The sequence below is a fragment of the Streptomyces sp. NPDC002499 genome (assembly GCF_053595415.1).
The window spans coordinates 21872-40373 of record NZ_JBSFXO010000015.1 but is presented as its reverse complement, the minus strand read 5'-3'; the positions used below and the strand labels follow the sequence as shown (position 1 = coordinate 40373).

Annotated in this window: 14 protein-coding genes; 9 read left to right on the top strand and 5 right to left on the bottom strand. The window is 68.8% G+C overall.

Annotation, left to right across the window (positions count from 1 at the left end; genetic code table 11):
• Positions 1 to 92: 92 nt before the first annotated feature.
• Both ACWD5F_RS37130 and ACWD5F_RS37125 read left to right on the top strand, forming a co-directional pair.
• Positions 93 to 1205 (top strand): hypothetical protein, encoded by a 1113-nt coding sequence (locus tag ACWD5F_RS37130; protein WP_451260713.1) that lies wholly within the window; start codon positions 93 to 95, stop codon positions 1203 to 1205.
• Positions 1202 to 2257: a phosphotransferase family protein gene (locus ACWD5F_RS37125; RefSeq protein WP_451260712.1), complete on the top strand. Its 1056-nt coding sequence runs from the start codon at positions 1202 to 1204 to the stop codon at positions 2255 to 2257. Before ACWD5F_RS37130 ends, ACWD5F_RS37125 begins: the two co-directional genes overlap by 4 nt.
• Here ACWD5F_RS37125 and ACWD5F_RS37120 read toward each other — a convergent pair.
• Genes ACWD5F_RS37120 through ACWD5F_RS37105 form a run of 4 tightly spaced genes read right to left on the bottom strand, consistent with a single transcriptional unit; the run spans position 2232 to position 6079 of the window.
• Positions 2232 to 3008, bottom strand: coding sequence for a succinate dehydrogenase/fumarate reductase iron-sulfur subunit (locus ACWD5F_RS37120; RefSeq protein ID WP_451260711.1), 777 nt, complete (start codon positions 3006 to 3008; stop codon positions 2232 to 2234). The genes ACWD5F_RS37125 and ACWD5F_RS37120 overlap by 26 nt on opposite strands.
• On the bottom strand, positions 3005 to 4948 hold the full coding sequence (locus tag ACWD5F_RS37115) for a fumarate reductase/succinate dehydrogenase flavoprotein subunit (RefSeq protein ID WP_451260710.1): 1944 nt from the start codon (positions 4946 to 4948) through the stop codon (positions 3005 to 3007). Before ACWD5F_RS37115 ends, ACWD5F_RS37120 begins: the two co-directional genes overlap by 4 nt.
• A complete protein-coding gene (locus ACWD5F_RS37110) occupies positions 4948 to 5769 on the bottom strand; it encodes a hypothetical protein (protein ID WP_401713305.1) in 822 nt (273 codons plus the stop codon). The genes ACWD5F_RS37115 and ACWD5F_RS37110 overlap by 1 nt, the downstream gene beginning before the upstream one ends.
• Positions 5770 to 5788: 19 nt before the next feature.
• On the bottom strand, positions 5789 to 6079 hold the full coding sequence (locus ACWD5F_RS37105) for a hypothetical protein (RefSeq protein WP_123997959.1): 291 nt from the start codon (positions 6077 to 6079) through the stop codon (positions 5789 to 5791).
• Between the two features lie 370 nt (positions 6080 to 6449).
• Between ACWD5F_RS37105 and ACWD5F_RS37100 the strand changes: the two genes are divergently transcribed.
• The 7 genes from ACWD5F_RS37100 (at position 6450) to ACWD5F_RS37070 (ending at position 17692) form a co-directional block, all read left to right on the top strand.
• The gene (locus ACWD5F_RS37100; protein WP_451260709.1) at positions 6450 to 8651 is read left to right on the top strand and encodes an ABC transporter family substrate-binding protein; all 2202 of its coding nucleotides are present in this window, start codon (positions 6450 to 6452) and stop codon (positions 8649 to 8651) included.
• A 250-nt stretch (positions 8652 to 8901) separates the two neighbouring features.
• Positions 8902 to 10809, top strand: a complete 1908-nt coding sequence (gene typA, locus ACWD5F_RS37095) for a translational GTPase TypA (RefSeq protein ID WP_401713298.1) — start codon at positions 8902 to 8904, stop codon at positions 10807 to 10809.
• A 656-nt stretch (positions 10810 to 11465) separates the two neighbouring features.
• Positions 11466 to 12503 carry an ABC transporter permease gene (locus ACWD5F_RS37090; protein ID WP_451260708.1) on the top strand — a complete coding sequence of 346 codons (1038 nt, stop codon included), beginning with the start codon at positions 11466 to 11468 and terminating at the stop codon, positions 12501 to 12503.
• Positions 12504 to 12590: 87 nt separating this feature from the next.
• The gene (locus ACWD5F_RS37085) at positions 12591 to 14399 is read left to right on the top strand and encodes an ABC transporter substrate-binding protein (protein ID WP_451260707.1); all 1809 of its coding nucleotides are present in this window, start codon (positions 12591 to 12593) and stop codon (positions 14397 to 14399) included.
• 90 nt (positions 14400 to 14489) lie between these two features.
• Positions 14490 to 15470 carry an ABC transporter permease gene (locus tag ACWD5F_RS37080; protein ID WP_451260706.1) on the top strand — a complete coding sequence of 327 codons (981 nt, stop codon included), beginning with the start codon at positions 14490 to 14492 and terminating at the stop codon, positions 15468 to 15470.
• A 21-nt stretch (positions 15471 to 15491) separates the two neighbouring features.
• Positions 15492 to 16553: an ABC transporter ATP-binding protein gene (locus ACWD5F_RS37075; protein WP_401713287.1), complete on the top strand. Its 1062-nt coding sequence runs from the start codon at positions 15492 to 15494 to the stop codon at positions 16551 to 16553.
• 11 nt (positions 16554 to 16564) lie between these two features.
• Complete coding sequence (locus ACWD5F_RS37070) at positions 16565 to 17692, top strand: ABC transporter ATP-binding protein (RefSeq protein ID WP_451260705.1); 1128 nt, start codon at positions 16565 to 16567, stop codon at positions 17690 to 17692.
• Here ACWD5F_RS37070 and ACWD5F_RS37065 read toward each other — a convergent pair.
• Positions 17686 to 18426, bottom strand: a complete 741-nt coding sequence (locus ACWD5F_RS37065) for a class I SAM-dependent methyltransferase (protein WP_451260704.1) — start codon at positions 18424 to 18426, stop codon at positions 17686 to 17688. The genes ACWD5F_RS37070 and ACWD5F_RS37065 overlap by 7 nt on opposite strands.
• Between the last annotated feature and the right edge of the window lie 76 nt (positions 18427 to 18502).

The window sequence follows — 18502 nt, the reverse complement described above, 5'->3', positions numbered from 1 at the left end:
GCGTATGAGCAGGAATGCGGGTGCGCGACCGGGGTGGGGCAAGGGTGGGGCCGGGGAGGCGGCGGGCGAGGGCGATGACGGAGGGGGACGGCGTGCCGGAGCAGCAAGAGGAGCAGCAGGAGCAGCAGCAGGAGCAGCAGGAGGAGTCGGTCGAGGGGGCCGCCGCTCCCGAAAAGCCGGAAAGCCCGCGCAGACCATGGCGCCGCCGTCTCGGACTCACCGCCCTCGCCCTGTTCCTGGCCTTCCTCCTGCCCGTGCTCGCGGCCGGGACCGCCCTCCGCCTCAACTACACCGGCGACCCGGCAAGCGGCACGTACACCCGGAACCGCGACGCGATCTGGCTCGGCCACGCCTGGGTCGACGGCCGGAAGACGGACGCGGACCTGGCAGCCCTCGCCCGCCGTCTCAAAGGCACCGGTATTCGCGACCTGTACGTCCATTCAGGACCCCTGGAGCACGACGGCACCCTCCCGGAGTCGGACTACCCCAGGGCCGCCTGGCTGATCGAGTCGGTCCACCGCGCACTGCCCGGCGTCCGCGTCCAGGCCTGGCTGGGCGACGTACTCGCCACCGAGGGCCCGGACGGCCTGCACCTGGAACGCGCGGCGACCCGCACCGCGATCGTCGCCTCGACCCGCCAGATCCTCGCCGCCGGCTTCGAGGGCGCCCACTTCGACCTCGAACCCCTCCACTCCGGCGACGGCGACTACCTCGACCTTCTCGACAGACTGCACGCGGTCACCGAGTCCCGTCACGCCCTCCTCTCCGTCGCCGCCCACCAGATCGACCCGCTCCCCTCCCTCCACTCGGTCTGGGGCGTCTTCACCGCGCACCCCAAGTGGTGGTCGCAGGCGTTCTTCGGCCAGGTGGCCCGCCGGGTCGACCAGATCGCCGTCATGTCCTACGACACGGCACAACCTCTGGAGAGCCTCTACGGCGGCTACGTCGCCCAGCAGACCTCGCTCGCCCTGGAGGTCACCCCGGAATCCACCGACCTCCTCATGGGCCTGCCCTTCTACTACGAGAGCAACTTCGACCACTGGGGCCACGCCGAGACCGTCCCGGCCGCCGTCCGGGGCGTCCGCCTGGGCCTGACCCGCACGGACGCCGACCGCGCCCGCTTCGGGGTCGCCCTGTACGTCGACTTCGCCGCCACGGAGGATGACTGGACGGCCTACCGGAAGGACTGGGTACACACGTCGTGAGCCGCCCCCAGCAACCTCGTACGCAGCGACCCCGCACGCACCTGACCCGTACCGACCTCGCCCCCCTCACCCGGGCCGCCCTCGGACCCCACCGCGCCCTCACCGCGGTCACCCGCCTCCGCGGCGGCTCCAAGAAGGGCGTCTACCGGCTGACCCTCGACGACGAATCCACCGCCGTCGCCTACGTCTGGTCGCCCGACGAGGACTACTGGGACGCCGTGCCCCCCGACCCGCGCGACCCCTTCTCCCACGGCACCGGCCTCGGCCTGTTCACCGCGGCGCACGACCGCCTCGCGGCAGCCGGCGTCCGCACCCCCGCCCTCCGGTACGCCGACGCCACGCACACCCACCTCCCGGCCGACGCGGCGATCGTCGAGGACGTGCGGGGCGACAGTCTGGAGGAGGCCCTGCGACGCGAACCCCGGGCGGCGGCCGGGACGTTGGAGCGGTTCGCCGACCTGCTCACCGTCCTGCACGCCCAGCAGGGGCCGACCTTCGGCAAGGTGGCCCTCGTCGACAACGGCGGTGTGCCGACGGGGAGTTCGTGCGAGGGCCTGGTCGCCGGGCGGGCCCTGGGCGACATCGCGGAGATCGCCGCCCGCGAGCCACGGGCGGCCGCCGTCCGTGCCGAACTGGCGGACGCCGTACGGGATCTGGCCGCCGCCGTCCGCCCCCGCGACCGGCACACCCTCATCCACGGCGAACTCGGCCCGGACCACGTCCTGGTGACCGCCGACGGACACCCGGCCCTGATCGACATCGAGGGCCTGATGTACTTCGACGTGGAGTGGGAGCACGTCTTCCTGCGGTTCCGCTTCGGCCCGCACTACGACGTGCTGCGCACCCCCGACGGCACCCCTGACCGCACCCGCGACCGCACTTCCGGCCTGGACGAGGACCGGCTCCGGCTCTACCGCCTCGCCATGCATCTCTCCCTGGTCGCCGGTCCCCTCCGGCTGCTCGACGGGGACTTCCCGGACCCGGAGTTCATGCGCGGCATCGCCGAGTACAACCTCGGGCAGGCACTCAGCCTTCTGCCGACCGCCTCCTGATCTTCGAGCCCAGCCACACCAGCGGGTCGTACTTGCGGTCGACCGCCCTCTCCTTCAAGGGGATCAGCGCGTTGTCCGTGATGTGGATGCCCTCGGGGCAGACCTCCGAGCAGCACTTGGTGATGTTGCAGTAGCCGAGGCCGTGTTCCTCCTGGGCGGTGGCCTTGCGGTCCAGGCCGGTGGACTCGGCCGCGTCCAGGGGATGCATGTCCAGTTCCGCGACCCGCATCAGGAAGCGCGGGCCGGCGAAGGCCGTCTTGTTCTCCTCGTGGTCACGGACCACATGGCAGGTGTCCTGGCACAGGAAGCACTCGATGCACTTGCGGAACTCCTGCGAGCGGTCCACGTCCTCCTGGAACATGCGGTACTCGCCGGGACCGAGCTCGGCGGGCGGTACGAAGGACGGAACCTCCCTGGCCTTCTGGTAGTTGAAGCCGACGTCCGTGACCAGGTCGCGGATGACCGGGAAGGCGCGCAGCGGCGTCACCGTGATCGTCTCGTCCCGCGTGAAGACCGACATGCGGGTCATGCACATCAGCCGCGGCCGTCCGTTGATCTCCGCGGAGCACGAACCGCACTTGCCCGCCTTGCAGTTCCAGCGCACGGCGAGATCGGGGGTCTGGGTCGCCTGGAGGCGGTGGATGATGTCCAGCACCACCTCGCCGTCGTTGACCTCGATCTTGAAGTCCTCCAGGCCCCCGCCCTTGATGTCACCCCGCCACACCTTGAAGGCGGCCTCATAGCTGCTCACTCGTAGAGCTCCTCTTCGGCGAGGTACTTGACCAGCTCCTCTTTCTCGAAGAGGGCGAGCAGGTCGGCGCGGATGGGTTCGGTGGTCTCGCGGGTGAGGGTGATCTGGCCGCTGACGGGGTCCGTCGCGAACAGACCGCCCGTGGGGTCGGTGAGCGCGCACAGGAGATTGATGTTGCGCCACTTGCGGTCCATCGCGGGGTGGTCCTCGCGGGTGTGGCCGCCGCGCGACTCCGTGCGCTCCAGCGCGGCCCGGGCCACGCACTCGCTGACCAGCAGCATGTTGCGCAGGTCCAGGGAGAGGTGCCAGCCGGGGTTGAACTGCCGGTGCCCCTCGACGCCGGCCCGCCGGGCCCGTACCCGAAGATCCGCGAGTTTCTCCAGCGCCTGCTCCATCTCGCCCTCGCGGCGGATGATGCCGACGAGGTCGTTCATGGCCTGCTGGAGCTCCTGGTGCAGGGTGTACGGGTTCTCCGGCGGGCGGCCGTCGTCCTCGCCGGGGGCGGGGCCCTCCGCGGAGAAGGGGCGCAGGGCCTCCGCCGCCGCCGTGTCGATCTGGTCCTCGTCCACCGGCGGGCGCGCGTCGGTGAGGCCGGCCGCGTACTCGGCCGCGTGCCAGCCCGCCCGGCGGCCGAACACCAGCAGGTCGGAGAGGGAGTTGCCGCCCAGGCGGTTGGAGCCGTGCATGCCGCCGGCCACCTCGCCGGCCGCGAACAGCCCCGGCACCCCGCGGGCGGCGGCCGTGTCGGAGTCGACCGCGATGCCGCCCATCACGTAGTGACAGGTGGGCCCGACCTCCATCGCCTCCGCCGTGATGTCGACGTCCGCCAGCTCCTTGAACTGGTGGTACATGGACGGCAGTCGGCGCCGGATGACCTCGGCCGGCATGCGGGTGGAGACGTCGAGGAAGACACCGCCGTGGGGGGAGCCGCGGCCCGCCTTCACCTCGGAGTTGATGGCCCGGGCGACCTCGTCGCGCGGGAGCAGCTCCGGTGGGCGCCGGTTGTGGTCCGGGTCCTCGTACCAGCGGTCGCCCTCCTCCTCCGACTGGGCGTACTTCTCCTTGAAGACGTCGGGGATGTAGTCGAACATGAAGCGTTTTCCGTCGGAGTTGCGCAGCACCCCGCCGTCACCGCGGACCGACTCGGTGACCAGGATGCCCTTGACGGACGGCGGCCAGACCATGCCCGTCGGGTGGAACTGCACGAACTCCATGTTGAGGAGCGGCGCCCCGGCCAGCAGCGCCAGCGCGTGGCCGTCGCCCGTGTACTCCCACGAGTTCGACGTCACCTTGAAGGACTTGCCGATGCCACCGGTCGCGATGACCACGGAGGGCGTCTCGATGACGAAGAAACGGCCCGACTCGCGTTCGTAGCCGAAGACCCCGGAGACGCGGTCGCCTTCTTTCAACACCCTTGTGATCGTGCATTCCTGGAAGACCTTGAGGCGGGACTCGTAGTCGCCGGTCTCGCGGAAGTCCTCCTGCTGGAGGGACACGATCTTCTGCTGAAGGGTGCGGATCAGCTCCAGGCCGGTGCGGTCGCCGACGTGGGCGAGGCGCGGGTACTCGTGGCCGCCGAAGTTGCGCTGCGAGATGCGGCCGTCCTTCGTGCGGTCGAAGAGGGCGCCCCAGGTCTCCAACTCCCATACCCGGTCCGGGGCTTCGCTCGCGTGCAGCTCCGCCATCCGCCACTGGTTGAGGAACTTGCCGCCGCGCATGGTGTCGCGGAAGTGGACCTCCCAGTTGTCACCGGAGTTGACGTTGCCCATCGCCGCCGCGATGCCGCCCTCGGCCATCACCGTGTGCGCCTTGCCGAACAGCGACTTGCAGATCACGGCCGTACGGGCGCCGCGCTCGCGCGCCTCGATGGCGGCCCGCAGGCCCGCGCCACCGGCGCCGACCACGACGACGTCCCACTCCTGTCGGTCGACCACGGACATCAGAAGAACCTCGGATCATCGAAAGCGCCGGAGGCGACCAGGTACACGTAGAAGTCCGCGAGCGCCACGCTGATCAACGACGCCCAGGCGAGCTGCATATGACGGTTGTTCAGCTTCCCCACGAACTTCCACGCCTTGTAGCGGACGGGATGCTTGGAGAAGTGCTTGAGCTTGCCGCCGACGATGTGCCGGCAGGAGTGGCAGGACAGGGTGTACGCCCAGATCAGCACGATGTTGGCCAGGAAGACGAGGGTGCCCAGGCCCATGTGGCCCCAGTGGTAGTCCTCGTCCCGGAAGGTCAGCACGGTGTCGTAGGTGAGCGTGCCCGCGACCAGCAGGGCCGCGTAGAAGAAGTACCGGTGGACGTTCTGCAGGATCAGCGGGAACCGCGTCTCGCCCGAGTACTTCTTGTGCGGCTCGGCCACCGCGCAGGCCGGCGGGGACGCCCAGAAGCCCCGGTAGTAGGCCTTGCGGTAGTAGTAGCAGGTCAGCCTGAAGCCCAGCGGGAAGATCAGGATGATGATCGCGGGGGAGATGCCCCACCAGCTGCCGAAGAGGTCCGCGTTGGGGCCGTTGTGCATGGTCGCGCAGCGGTCGGCCAGACAGGGCGAGTAGAACGGCGAGACGTAGGGCGCCGAGTAGTAGTTCGTGTCGGCGAAGGCCCGCCACGTCGAGTACACGATGAACGCCAGCAGTCCCGCGGCGGTGACGGCGGGGGCCAGCCACCACCGGTCGGTGCGCAGGTGGTTCGCGTCGATCGCGGCGCGCGTACCGGTGCGTACGCCGCCGCTGTTCGGATGGGGTTCCGTACCAGTGGCCAACTCATGACTCCGGTCGGGTTCAGGGGGCTCGGCGGTCGCGGGCGCCGAGTCCCTCGTCGTCCGAGTCCGTCCACAGGCTGTTGTCGTACGGGGCGTCGGACATGGGGAGGAGATCGGGGCGTTTGGGGGCGGTCGGCGCGGAGGCCGCGTCGCGCAGCAGCGCGACGCTCTCGCGCAGGTGGTTGGCGTCGGCGCGGACGCGCCGCATCTCCAGGCCTGCTGTGCCGAGCTGTTTCTCCAGTCGGCCGACCGACCGGAACAGCTCGTCGAGACTGCGCTGGACATGCGTCAGTTCGTCGTGCACGGACATGACGTTTCCTCACTTCCGCGGGCGGCTGTGCCCTGGACGTAAACGTTCATGCGCCTGCGAGTGTTGCGCGTCACACCTCTCGGTGGGAAGCGGTGTGCACGTATTGGGTTCGGTGCGTTGTCTTGTGCGAGGTGGGTGGGGGCGCGCGTTCTGGGGGCTGCGCCCCCAGACCCCCGTCGGCCCAAGGGCCTCGTCCTCAAGCGCCGGACGGGCTGGATGTTGCGCCGCATGGGTGGGGTTCCGGTCTTTCCCCGCCGTGTCTGCCAGCTCTGGCGAACCCTTTCCTCTTCAGTGGCGGCATAGATCTGATCAGCTCCATATACCGCCAAATGTGATCGTTTGCGGCGGCTCACTCCCGGAGGTAGACGAGATGGCCCACGACGGCGTCGGACTGCGCGCGGTCATGCGCTCGGTCGCCTTCCTGACCGCGGGTGTGCTCGCGGTGCCGGCGGTCGCCGGGTGCAGTTCCGAGGACTCGGCGGGCAAGCCGCTCGCCGGACAGGAGATCGCGCCGGCCGGCCGCGAGCTGGTCGCCGACGGCGGCACGCTGCGGTGGGCCGTGGACGACGTGCCGGAGACGCTCAACACGTTCCAGTCGGACGCCGACCCGGTCACCGGGCGGATCGCGCAGGCGACGCTGCCGAGCATGTACCGGCTGGACGCGGACGGGCGTCCGCAGGTCGACGGCGACTACCTGGAGTCCGCCAAGGTCGTCGAGACCGAGCCCAAGCAGGTCGTGCTGTACAAGCTGAACCAGCAGGCGGTGTGGAGCGACGGCCGGGAGATCGGGGCCGCCGACTTCGCCGCGCAGTGGCGGGCCCTGTCCGGGAAGGACAGTGCGTACTGGACCGCCCGCAACGCCGGGTACGAGCGCATCGAGAAGATCGAGCGCGGGGCCAACGACCTCGAGGTCAGGGTCACCTTCGGGCGGGCGTACGCCGACTGGAAGTCGCTGTTCTCGCCGCTGTACCCCAAGGGCGTCATGGGCACCCCGGACTCGTTCAACGACGGGGCGCGCAGGAAGCTCAAGGTCACGGCCGGGCCCTTCGTCGTCAAGAAGGTCGACCGCAAGGACGACCAGGTCACCCTCGCCCGCAATCCGCGCTGGTGGGGCCACCCCGCCAAGCTCTCCGGGATCGTCCTGAAGGCCGTACCGCGCGACGAGCGGGCCGCCGCGCTGGCCGACGGGGAGATCGACCTGGCCGAGATCGACCCCTCGGCGGCCGACCGGATCGCCCTTGCCGGGCGGACCGGGGGCACGAACACGCCGTTGCAGGGCGCCTCGCCGATGGCGGAGCCCGGCTCCGGGCGGGCCGCCGCGAAGTCCCTGAAGCAGCTGAAGAAGCAGGGCAAGAAGGGCGCCAAGTACGAGAAGCAGCAGGAGGCGCTGCGCGCCTTCGAGGTGCGCAAGTCGCTGGAGCCCGCCTTCACCCAGCTCGCCCTCAACGGTTCGGAGGGGCCGCTCGCCGACGAGCGGGTGCGCCGGGCCGTGGCCCGGGCCCTGGACCGGAAGGCGCTCGCCAAGGCCGTGCTCGGGCCGTTGGGGCTGCCCGCCGTGCCGGTGGGCAGTCATCTCGCGCTCTCCGGGCAGGCCGCCTACGCCGACAACAGCGGCGCGCTGGGCGACCAGGACACGGGCGAGGCGCAGGCGCTGCTCGCGGACGCCGGGTGGGTGTCCGGCGGACCGCTGAAGGAAGAGAAGAAGAAGGGGGAGAAGGGCGCCGGGCCCGAGGGGAAGAAGGCCGACGACGAGTCCGCGGGCGGCGACGAGGGGACGTACATCGTCGGCGAGGACGACAAGGCGCCCCAGGAGCCCGAGTGGGAGCGCAGGGCCGACCCCAAGGACCACCAGGGCACGCACGGGAAGAAGAGCGGCGGGAACAAGGGCGGCACGCACCTCGCCGACGGCAAGCAGTACGCCGAGAAGCAGGTGAAGCAGGGCGGCGCACCCGGGGCGTACGCCCCCAAGGGCACCCCCGCGCCGGGTGCCGCGGCGGCGCCGCTGGCCAAGAACGGCAAGCCGCTCACGCTCCGCTTCGTGCTCCCGTCGGGGGCCGGGTCCGCGACGCTGCGCACGGTCGCCGACCGGATCGTCGCGATGCTGGACCGGGTCGGCATCCGGACCGAGATCATCAAGGTCTCCGACGACAGCTACTTCAAGGACCACATCGCGTCCGGCCAGTACGACCTCGCGCTGTACTCCTGGCCCGCCTCCGCGTTCCCCGCCACCGACGCCCGGCCCGTCTACGCCAAGCCGGTGCCGGCCGCCGACGGGTCCCTGAACGTCGAGCAGAACTACACGCGCGTCGGCACCGACCAGGTCGACCAGCTCTTCGACCAGGCCGTCGGCACCCTCGACGGCGACGAGAGCGCCGACCTGCTGCGCAAGGCCGACTCCCGCATCTGGGCCGCCGCCGGCTCCATCCCGCTCTACCAGCGCCCCCAGCTCACGGCCGGCCGGAAGGACCTGGTCAACGCCGGCGCCTTCGGCTTCCAGACCCCGGTCTACGAGGACATGGGCTTCCTGAAGAAGGGCGCGAAGCGCCCCTCGGCGAGCCCGGACAAGGACTAGAGCCTGTACGCGTCCGACAAATGTGACCAAGGCCGCCGCCCCGCATCCCAGCGGGGCGGCGGCCTGCGCACGGAGGGCGGGGGACCGGGGCCGCCGGACCCGCGGAGCGGTCCGCGCAACGGCCCGCGGAGGCCACCCCTGGCTCAGGCCCGTAGGATGGGGTGAGGCCGTGGCGTGTCCAGCCCGGCAGGGTCCGCGTAACACAGACGTACGCGTAGGCCTTCCTCACACTCCGGGAGAACGCCACACCATGGCCACGCGCCACGACATCCGCAACGTAGCCATCGTCGCCCACGTCGACCATGGCAAGACCACACTGGTCGATGCCATGCTCAAGCAGGCCGGTGCCTTCGCCGCGCATGCCGCCGAGTCGCTCGACGACCGCATGATGGACTCGAACGACCTGGAGCGTGAGAAGGGCATCACGATCCTGGCCAAGAACACGGCCGTCAAGTACCACCCGAAGGATGGCAGCGATGTCATCACCATCAACATCATCGACACCCCGGGCCACGCCGACTTCGGCGGCGAGGTCGAGCGCGGTCTGTCGATGGTGGACGCGGTGGTGCTGCTCGTCGACGCCTCCGAGGGCCCGCTGCCGCAGACCCGCTTCGTGCTGCGCAAGGCGCTCCAGCAGCGCCTCCCGGTCATCCTGTGCATCAACAAGACGGACCGCCCCGACTCCCGGATCGACGAGGTCGTCAACGAGACCTACGACCTCTTCCTGGACCTGGACGCGGACGAGGAGCAGATCGAGTTCCCCATCGTCTACGCGTGCGCGCGCGACGGTGTGGCCTCGCTGACCAAGCCCGACGACGGCACGGTCCCGCAGGACAGCGACAGCCTGGAGCCCTTCTTCTCCACGATCCTGTCGCACGTCCCGGCCCCCCAGTACGACGAGGCCGCCCCGCTCCAGGCGCACGTCACCAACCTGGACGCCGACAACTTCCTCGGCCGTATCGCGCTGCTCCGCGTCGAGCAGGGCGAGCTGCGCAAGGGCCAGACCGTCACCTGGATCAAGCGCGACGGCACGATGTCCAGCGTGCGCATCACCGAGCTGCTGATGACCGAGGCGCTCACCCGCAAGCCGGCCGAGATGGCGGGCCCCGGTGACATCTGCGCCGTGGCCGGTATCCCGGACATCATGATCGGCGAGACGCTCGCCGACCCCGAGAACCCGATCCCGCTGCCGCTGATCACGGTCGACGAGCCGGCCATCTCGATGACCATCGGCACCAACACCTCGCCGCTGGTCGGCCGCGGCGGCACCGGCAAGGGCGCCTCCGCGAAGGCCGCGGTCAAGGACCGCAAGGTCACCGCCCGTCAGGTCAAGGACCGCCTGGACCGCGAGCTGATCGGCAACGTCTCGCTCCGCGTGTTCGACACCGAGCGCCCCGACGCCTGGGAGGTGCAGGGCCGCGGTGAGCTGGCGCTGGCCATCCTGGTGGAGCAGATGCGCCGCGAGGGCTACGAACTGACCGTCGGCAAGCCCCAGGTCGTCACCAAGGACGTCGAGGGCAAGGTCTACGAGCCGGTCGAGCGCATGACGATCGACGTGCCCGAGGAGCACATGGGCGCGGTCACGCAGCTCATGGGCGTCCGCAAGGGCCGGATGGACAACATGTCCAACCACGGCTCGGGCTGGGTCCGCATGGAGTTCGTCGTGCCCTCCCGCGGGCTCATCGGCTTCCGTACCGAGTTCCTGACCGGTACGCGCGGCACGGGCATCGCGCACTCCATCCACGAGGGTCACGAGCCGTGGTTCGGCACGCTGACCACCCGTAACAACGGCTCGCTGGTCGCCGACCGCGCCGGTGCCGTCACCGCGTTCGCGATGACGAATCTCCAGGAGCGCGGTGTGCTGTTCACCGACCCCGGCACCGAGGTGTACGAGGGCATGATCGTCGGCGAGAACTCGCGCTCCGACGACATGGACGTGAACATCACCAAGGAGAAGAAGCTCACGAACATGCGGTCTTCCTCGGCCGACTCGTTCGAGGCGATCGTCCCGCCGCGCAAGCTCTCCCTGGAGCAGTCCCTGGAGTTCTGCCGCGACGACGAGTGCGTCGAGGTGACCCCGGAGTCCGTTCGCATTCGCAAGGTGGTGCTGGACGGTCGTGAGCGCGCCCGCTCCGCGAGCCGGGCCAAGCACAGCTGACGAAGGTCGACTATCGGCCAAACAAGGCCCGGGCGTCCCCATCTTGGGGGCGCCCGGGCTTTTTGCAACCGATTTTTCGGCGACCGGTGTCCGTATTGCGGAGATCCCCGCCCGATACCCATGTAACACGTCCGTTTCGCGGCCTTCTCCTCCCGAACAGTTTGTCCAGATTTTGGAAGATGTACGCGTCAGCTGTGACCGAATTGAGATTTGAAGACAGTGGTCGGTGCATGGCTCATGGCAGATAGTTAGCCGCGTAGCGCTCGGGTCAATGGGTCTCGTGCTGTGGGGACAGCACCGGCTCGCGAGCACCATGGGGGTGTCTGACCCCTCCGTCAGGGGTGTCGGAGGACAGACGTGTGCCCCCTCCCGTTCGGTGAATACGTGGAGTCATGAGGAGGAGCCCCATGCGCGGTGTCACGAACACCAGGTGGGCCACGCCGTCCGTCGTCGCCAATTGCCCTCGCGCATACGGCGGTTCAGTCTGAGGATGCCTACGGCCGTTTAACGCGGGCCGACGCCTACGCGCGTCCGGCTGCGGGTTTCCCGGCCTCCTCGGGGTTCCCCCCACGCTTCTTCATGATCCGTTCCGCGATCGCGCACACCCTGCGCCGGTCGCCGGCTCGGCACACCCACACCTGTGAAATGGGCCAACTGTGACAAGTCCTCTCGACGTTGAAGGCGGCGGCGGTACGTCGGTCGTCGTCGACGGCGCCCCACAGCCTCCGGCGCAGCCCGAGGCCGAGAAGCTCGAAGGCCGCTCGCCCGGCCAGTTGATGTGGATCCGCTTCAAGCGGGACCGCACCGGCGTGATCTCGGCTTTCGTCGTGCTCTTCTTCTTCGTGATCGCGCTCGCCGCGCCCCTGATCTCGAAGCTGTACGGCAAGGACCCGTACACCGTCTACGCGGACGAACGCCCCGAGCTGTTCGACAGCGCGGGCGTGCCGGTGCAGCCCAACGGCGGTATCAGCAGCGAGTTCTGGTTCGGTTTGGAACCCGGCAACGGCTACGACGTGTTCACCAAGTTGATCTACGGCATCCGCACCTCGCTGATGATCTCGATCACCGTCACCCTCGCCGTGATCGTCACCGGCATCCTGCTCGGTGTGACGGCGGGCTACGTCGGCGGCCGGACCGACTACGCGATCGGCCGCGTGATCGACTTCCTGCTCGCCTTCCCCTCCCAGCTGTTCTTCATCGCCAGCATGCCCGTCGTGGTCTCGCTGTTCGTGAGTCCGACGGACGAGACCCCGACCTATGTCCGGGTGGTCGCGCTGATCGTGGTGCAGTGGGTGCTCGGCTGGATGAGCCTCGCGCGCATCCTGCGCGGCACCACACTCGCCCTGCGGGAACGGGAGTTCATCGAGGCGGCCAAGGTGAGCGGGGCCTCCCCGTGGCGGATCATCCGCCGGGAGATCCTGCCCAATGTGGTGACTCCGCTGCTGGTGCAGTCCACCTACATGCTGCCGAACTTCGTGACGATCGAGGCCGGTCTGTCGTTCCTCGGCGTCGGGATCGTCGAACCGACGCCCGACTGGGGCCAGATGTTCTCCAAGGCGTCGACCGAGCTCGTACAGCAGAACGACATCACCTACATGTTCTTCCCCGGCGTCTCGATGATCATCTTCGTCGTCGCGTTCAACCTGCTCGGGGACTCTGTCCGGGACGCCTTCGACCCCAAGTCGTCGCGCTGAACGGCAGTTTGTGGGCGTCCTCGCCCGGATACCGCACGGTAATTCCTGATTGCACTGGTGACACACAGATGGGTGGAAACTTCAGTGATGAGTAGGGGCGGACGCCACGCATACGCCGCTTTGTCAGTGTTCGCGGCCGGGGCACTCGTGCTCACCGGTTGCAGCAAGGGCGGCAGCGACGCGAGCGACAACGACAAGAAGGACCAAGAGAACGCCAAGAACCAGCAGGCGTCGATCAAGTTCGGCGATGCGTCGGACTCGAACGGACCCGCGGCCGCGGTGGCGGGCGCCAAGAGCGGCGGCACGATGGAGGTGCTGCAGCGCGACAGCTTCGCCCACCTCGACCCGGGGCAGATCTACGTCTCCGACGAGATGGCGCTCTCGCAGCTCATCCACAGAGGCCTGACCGGCTACAAGGCGACCGGCACCGACGGCAAGGGCCACGAGGTCGTCGGCGACCTCGCCACCGACTCCGGCACCACCACGGACGGCGGCAAGACCTGGAAGTACACGCTGAAGGACGGACTCAAGTTCGCCAACGGCACGCCGATCACCTCCGCCGACGTCCGGCAGACCTTCGAGCGGCTGTTCGCGCCCTTCATCAACCAGGGCCCGAGCTACATCCAGCAGTGGCTGGCCGACTCCTCCGGCGCCGACTACCGCAAGCTGCTGCCGGACGGCCCCTACAAGGGCAAGCACCTGCCCGCCACCGTCCTGGACACGCCGGACGAGAAGACCGTCGTCTTCAAGTTCAAGTCGCCGCACCCGGACCTGCCGTACGCGCTCGCCATGGCGGGCTACTCCTTGGTCTCCGCCAAGGGCGACACCAAGGAGAAGTACGACAAGGCCCCGGTGACGACCGGTCCCTACAAGATCCAGTCGTTCAAGTCCGGCAAGTCGATGGTGCTCGTGAAGAACACCAACTGGGACCCGAAGACGGACCCGATCCGCAACCAGTACGTGGACCAGTGGGACTTCACGTTCAACCAGCAGTTCGAGCAGTCCACCAAGGCCCTGCTGGCCGACAGCGGCGCCGACGCGACCGGCATAAGCCTCAGCAACCAGGTCGACGCGGGCAACCTGTCCAGCGTGCTCAAGGACCCGAAGATGAAGTCCCGCACGATCTCCGGCTACCAGCCCTACGTGGGCCAGATGAACATCAACATGAGCAAGCCGGAGCTCAAGGACATCAAGGTCCGTCAGGCCATCGCGTACGCGCTGCCGATCACGCCGTTCATCCGCGCCTTCGGCGGCACCGACGCCATGGAGGTCGCCGGCGGCTTCCTGAGCCCGACCGTCAGCGGCTACGACGCGAAGTTCGACCCGTTCGGCAAGAAGAAGAAGCCCGCGGGTGACCCGGTCAAGGCCAAGAAGCTGCTCGAAGAGGCCGGCAAGCTCAACATGAAGCTGACCTTCGGCTACACCAACACCCCCGAGGGCCAGCAGTACTCCACCGCCATGGCGGCGGGCCTGAAGAAGGCCGGCTTCGACGTCCAGCGCCAGGAGATCCCGGCCGAGACCTACTACGACCAGGTCAGCAAGCTGGACAACCAGTTCGACATCTTCCACACCGCGTGGGGTGCCGACTGGCCGTCCGCCTCGACCGTCATCCCGCCGCTGTACGACGGCCGGGGGATCGCCGAGGGCGCGCAGAACTACTCGCAGGTCAACGACGCTCACGTGAACAGTGAGATCGACCGGATCAACAAGATCACCGACCCGGTCAAGGCCGCGGCCGCGTGGGAGCAGGTCGACCAGTACCTGCTCACCAAGGTCGTCAACGCGGTCCCGACCGCGTACTACAAGCAGACCCAGATCGCCGGTTCCAAGGTCGGCGGCTTCGTCTACGACGACGTGATCGGCGGCGTCGACCCCCGTCGTCTCTTCATCAAGTAACCACCGTCGGACCGGTACCCGGTGCGCGGCCCCACAGGGCCGCGCACCGGGTACCGCCCCACCCGTCGACGTCAGAGAGCTGCCCCTGTCATGCTGCGCTTCCTCTTCCGCCGGTTCCTCGGTGCCGTCGTCATTCTCTTTCTGTTGAGCATCGTGACGTTCCTGCTGTTCTTCGGAATGCCCCGTGACCCGGCGCTGCTGATGTGCGGCAAGACGTGCAACCCCACCAGCCTGGCCAACATCCACCATGTGCTGGGCCTCGACAAGTCGATCCCCGAGCAGTACGGGATCTTCCTGCACAACCTCGTCTTCGGCAGCAACGAGTTCGCCCAGGGCCCTTGCCCCGCCCCCTGCTTCGGGTACTCGTACCACACCAACGACCAGGTCTGGTCGACGCTGCTCGACCGGCTGCCCACCACCGTCTCGCTCACCATCGGTGGCGCGGTGGTCTTCCTCATCGTGGGTCTGGGCACCGGCATGATCGCCGCCTGGAAGCGCGGCAGTCTGGTCGACAAGATCGTGACTGCCTCGTCGATGGTGCTCAGTTCGATGCAGATCTACTTCCTGGGCCCGCTGGCACTGGCGATCCTCGTCTACCAGACGCACATCTTCAGCAAGCCCGCCTACGTCGACTTCACCTCCGATCCGCTCGCCTGGTTCGACGGGCTGATCATCCCGTGGGTGGTGCTGTCCACGATCTTCGCCTCGCAGTACACGCGTATGGCGCGCTCGTCGATGATCGAGCAACTCCAGGAGGAACACGTACGGACCGCCCGCGCCAAGGGCATGTCCCGCAAGTACGTCTTCTTCCGCTACGCCTGGCGCGGCTCGCTGATCCCGATCGTCACCATCTTCGGCATCGACCTCGGCTCGCTGCTCGGCGGCGCCATCATCACGGAGTACACCTTCGGTCTGCCGGGCCTGGGCCATCTCGCGGTGGACGCCGTGTCCTTCAGCGACCTGCCGCTGCTGCTGGGCGTGATGCTGTTCTCCGCCACCATGATCCTGCTGTTCAACATCATCGTCGATGCCTGCTACGCGTTCATCGACCCGCGCGTGCGGCTGTCCTAGGCCGGGTAAGAGGAGACTGTCGTGACCACTCTGACCAAGGAAGCCGGGGCACCCGTACCGGCCGACGCGGGCGCCTTCCTCTCGGTGCGGGACCTGCACGTCAGCTTCAAGACCGAGGACGGCATCGTGAAGGCCGTCGACGGGCTCTCCTTCGACGTGCAGCGCGGCAGGACGCTGGGCATCGTCGGCGAGTCGGGCTCCGGCAAGTCCGTCACCAACCTGACGATCCTCGGCCTGCACGACCCGAAGTTCACCACCGTCGAGGGCGAGATCCTCCTGGACGGCCAGGAGTTGACGACCGCCCGCGAGTCCGATCTGGAGAAGGTGCGCGGCAACAAGGCCGCGATGATCTTCCAGGACCCGCTGACCGCGCTCTCCCCGTACTACACGGTGGGCCGGCAGATCGCCGAGCCCTTCATGAAGCACACCGGGGCCTCCAAGCGGGTGGCCTGGGAGCGCGCGGTGGAGATGCTCGGCAAGGTCGGCATCCCCAACCCCAAGGAGCGGGCGAAGGACTACCCGCACCAGTTCTCCGGCGGTATGCGCCAGCGCGCGATGATCGCCATGGCGCTGGTCTGCGACCCCGACCTGCTGATCGCCGACGAGCCGACCACGGCCCTCGACGTCACCGTGCAGGCGCAGATCCTCGACCTGCTCAGGGACCTCCAGCGGGAGTTCGGCACCGCGATCGTCTTCATCACCCACGACCTCGGCGTGATCGCCGACATGGCCGACGACATCATGGTGATGTACGCGGGCGGCGCGGTGGAGCGGGGCACAGTGAACGAGGTGCTGCGCTCGCCGCAACACCCCTACACCTGGGGCCTGTTGAACTCCATGCCGCGGCTGGACTCGGCGCTCGACGAGCCGCTGAACCCGATCCCCGGCGCCCCGCCCTCGCTGCTGACCCCGCCGTCCGGCTGCCGCTTCCACCCGCGTTGCACCTTCCAGGACCGGGTCGGCGGCAATCGCTGCGTGACCGAACGTCCGCTGCTGGCCCCGGACCGGGCCTCCGCGTGCCACCTCACGGCGGAGCAGAAACGCACCATCTTCATCGAAGAGATCAAGCCCCGACTGGGCTAGGAGGAGACGTCATGAAAGAGGACCTCGTCCTTCCCGCCCCGCGGGAAGCCGCCGCCGAGTCGGCCGGCGAACCCCTGCTCCACGTGGCAGGACTCACCAAGCACTTCCCGGTCAAGGGCGGTTTCCCGATCCGCCGTACGGTCGGTGCCGTGCAGGCGGTCGACGGCATCGACCTGACCGTGCACGTCGGCGAGAGCTTCGGTCTGGTCGGTGAGTCGGGCTGCGGCAAGTCGACGACCGGGCGGCTGATCACGCGGCTCATGGAGCCGACGGCCGGCACGATCTCGTACCGGGGCAAGGACATCACCCACGCCAGCCGCAAGGAGCTGGCACCCATCCGCTCCGAGATCCAGATGATCTTCCAGGACCCGTACTCGTCGCTGAACCCGCGGCAGACGGTCGGCAAGATCATCTCGGGCCCGATGGAGATCAACGACATCGTGCCCGAGGGCGGCCGGGAGAAGCGGGTCCGCGAACTCCTGGAGATCGTCGGTCTCAACCCCGAGCACTACAACCGCTTCCCGCACGAGTTCTCCGGCGGCCAGCGTCAACGCATCGGCGTGGCACGGGCGTTGGCCCTGGAGCCGAAGCTGATCGTGGCGGACGAGCCGGTCTCCGCGCTCGACGTCTCCATCCAGGCGCAGGTGGTCAACCTGCTCCAGAAGGTCCAGGCGGAACTGGGCATCGCGTTCCTGTTCATCGCCCACGACCTGGCGGTGGTACGGCACTTCTCGCAGCGGGTGGCCGTGATGTACCTCGGCAAGATCATCGAGGTGGGCGACCGCGAGTCCATCTACACCCGCCCCCGGCACCCGTACACCCACGCCCTGCTCTCCGCGGTGCCCGAGGTGAACCTCTCCGACGAGCCGGACGGCGCCCAGCGCGAGCGCATCCGCCTGGCCGGCGACGTGCCGTCGCCCATCTCCCCGCCCTCCGGCTGCCGGTTCCGCACCCGCTGCTGGAAGGCCCAGGACAAGTGCGCGGCCGAGGAGCCGCCGCTGATCCAGATCTCCGGCAACCACGAGGGCCATCTGACGGCCTGCCACTTCCCGGAGGAGCCGACGATCGAGGGGCGCGACGAGGACATCGTGCTCGACCCGGCGCTGGCGGCGCTGGAGGAGGGGCCGGAGGCTCAGTAGGCGGCCCGTGCCACGGTGACGATCTCGGGGCTGGCGGGGGCGAGCGGTCCTCGCCCCCAGTCGCCGTACTGCTCGACGACGGTGAGGCCGGCCTCGGTGAGGAAGCGGGCGAGGGCGTCGGGGGTGAGGAAGCGCAGGGTGGACCGGCAGACCTGGGGTCCCTTCCACCGTGCGCCCTCGTAGGTCTCGGTGAACGTCACCCGGTCGCCGCGGACGGGCAGTTCGACCTCGTGCCACACCTGGACGGCGGTGCCGTCCGGGTCGCTGATCTCGTACCGGCGCTGTGGGGTCCAGCGCTCCCAGGCGCGCGCCGAGGGATTGCGCGTCTCGAACACGAACCGCCCGCCCGCGCCGAGGGCCGCGCGCACGGACCGCAGTGCCGCGCGGATCTCCTCGTCGGCGACGATCTCCTGGAACGCGTGCCCGGTCATCACCACGAGGTCGAACTCCCCGTCCCAGGCCCGGCTGCGCAGGTCCCCGAGCACCCACTCGACGTCCCGTTCGGCGTCGCGGGCCCGGACGAGCATGGCGGCCGCCGGGTCGAGGCCCATGAGCCGGCCCCGGTGTCCGTCGGATCTGGCCCGGGCCAGCAGACGTCCCGTGCCGCAGCCGACGTCGAGCACGGAGGACGCGGACATCACCAGTTTCAGGTAGAAGTCGTCGCCCGGGCCCCAGCAGTTGAGCACGTCATAGAGCGCGGCGAGCGATGGATCGGCGAAGGCACGGTCGACCACCGGGGAAGTGTGGCACACCTGCCAGGCGGGACATGACAAGATCGCGAATTCAACTGGCGGGAACGGCCGGGGAGTT

Bases quoted from the DNA above. Each gene is read 5' to 3' on its own strand.
- ACWD5F_RS37070 (WP_451260705.1), top strand. From the start codon at position 16,565: ATGAAAGAGGACCTCGTCCTTCCCGCCCCGCGGGAAGCCGCCGCCGAG.
- ACWD5F_RS37115 (WP_451260710.1), bottom strand. From the start codon at position 4,948: ATGTCCGTGGTCGACCGACAGGAGTGGGACGTCGTCGTGGTCGGCGCC.
- ACWD5F_RS37105 (WP_123997959.1), bottom strand. From the start codon at position 6,079: ATGTCCGTGCACGACGAACTGACGCATGTCCAGCGCAGTCTCGACGAG.
- ACWD5F_RS37085 (WP_451260707.1), top strand. From the start codon at position 12,591: ATGAGTAGGGGCGGACGCCACGCATACGCCGCTTTGTCAGTGTTCGCG.
- typA (WP_401713298.1), top strand. From the start codon at position 8,902: ATGGCCACGCGCCACGACATCCGCAACGTAGCCATCGTCGCCCACGTC.
- ACWD5F_RS37100 (WP_451260709.1), top strand. From the start codon at position 6,450: ATGGCCCACGACGGCGTCGGACTGCGCGCGGTCATGCGCTCGGTCGCC.
- ACWD5F_RS37080 (WP_451260706.1), top strand. From the start codon at position 14,490: ATGCTGCGCTTCCTCTTCCGCCGGTTCCTCGGTGCCGTCGTCATTCTC.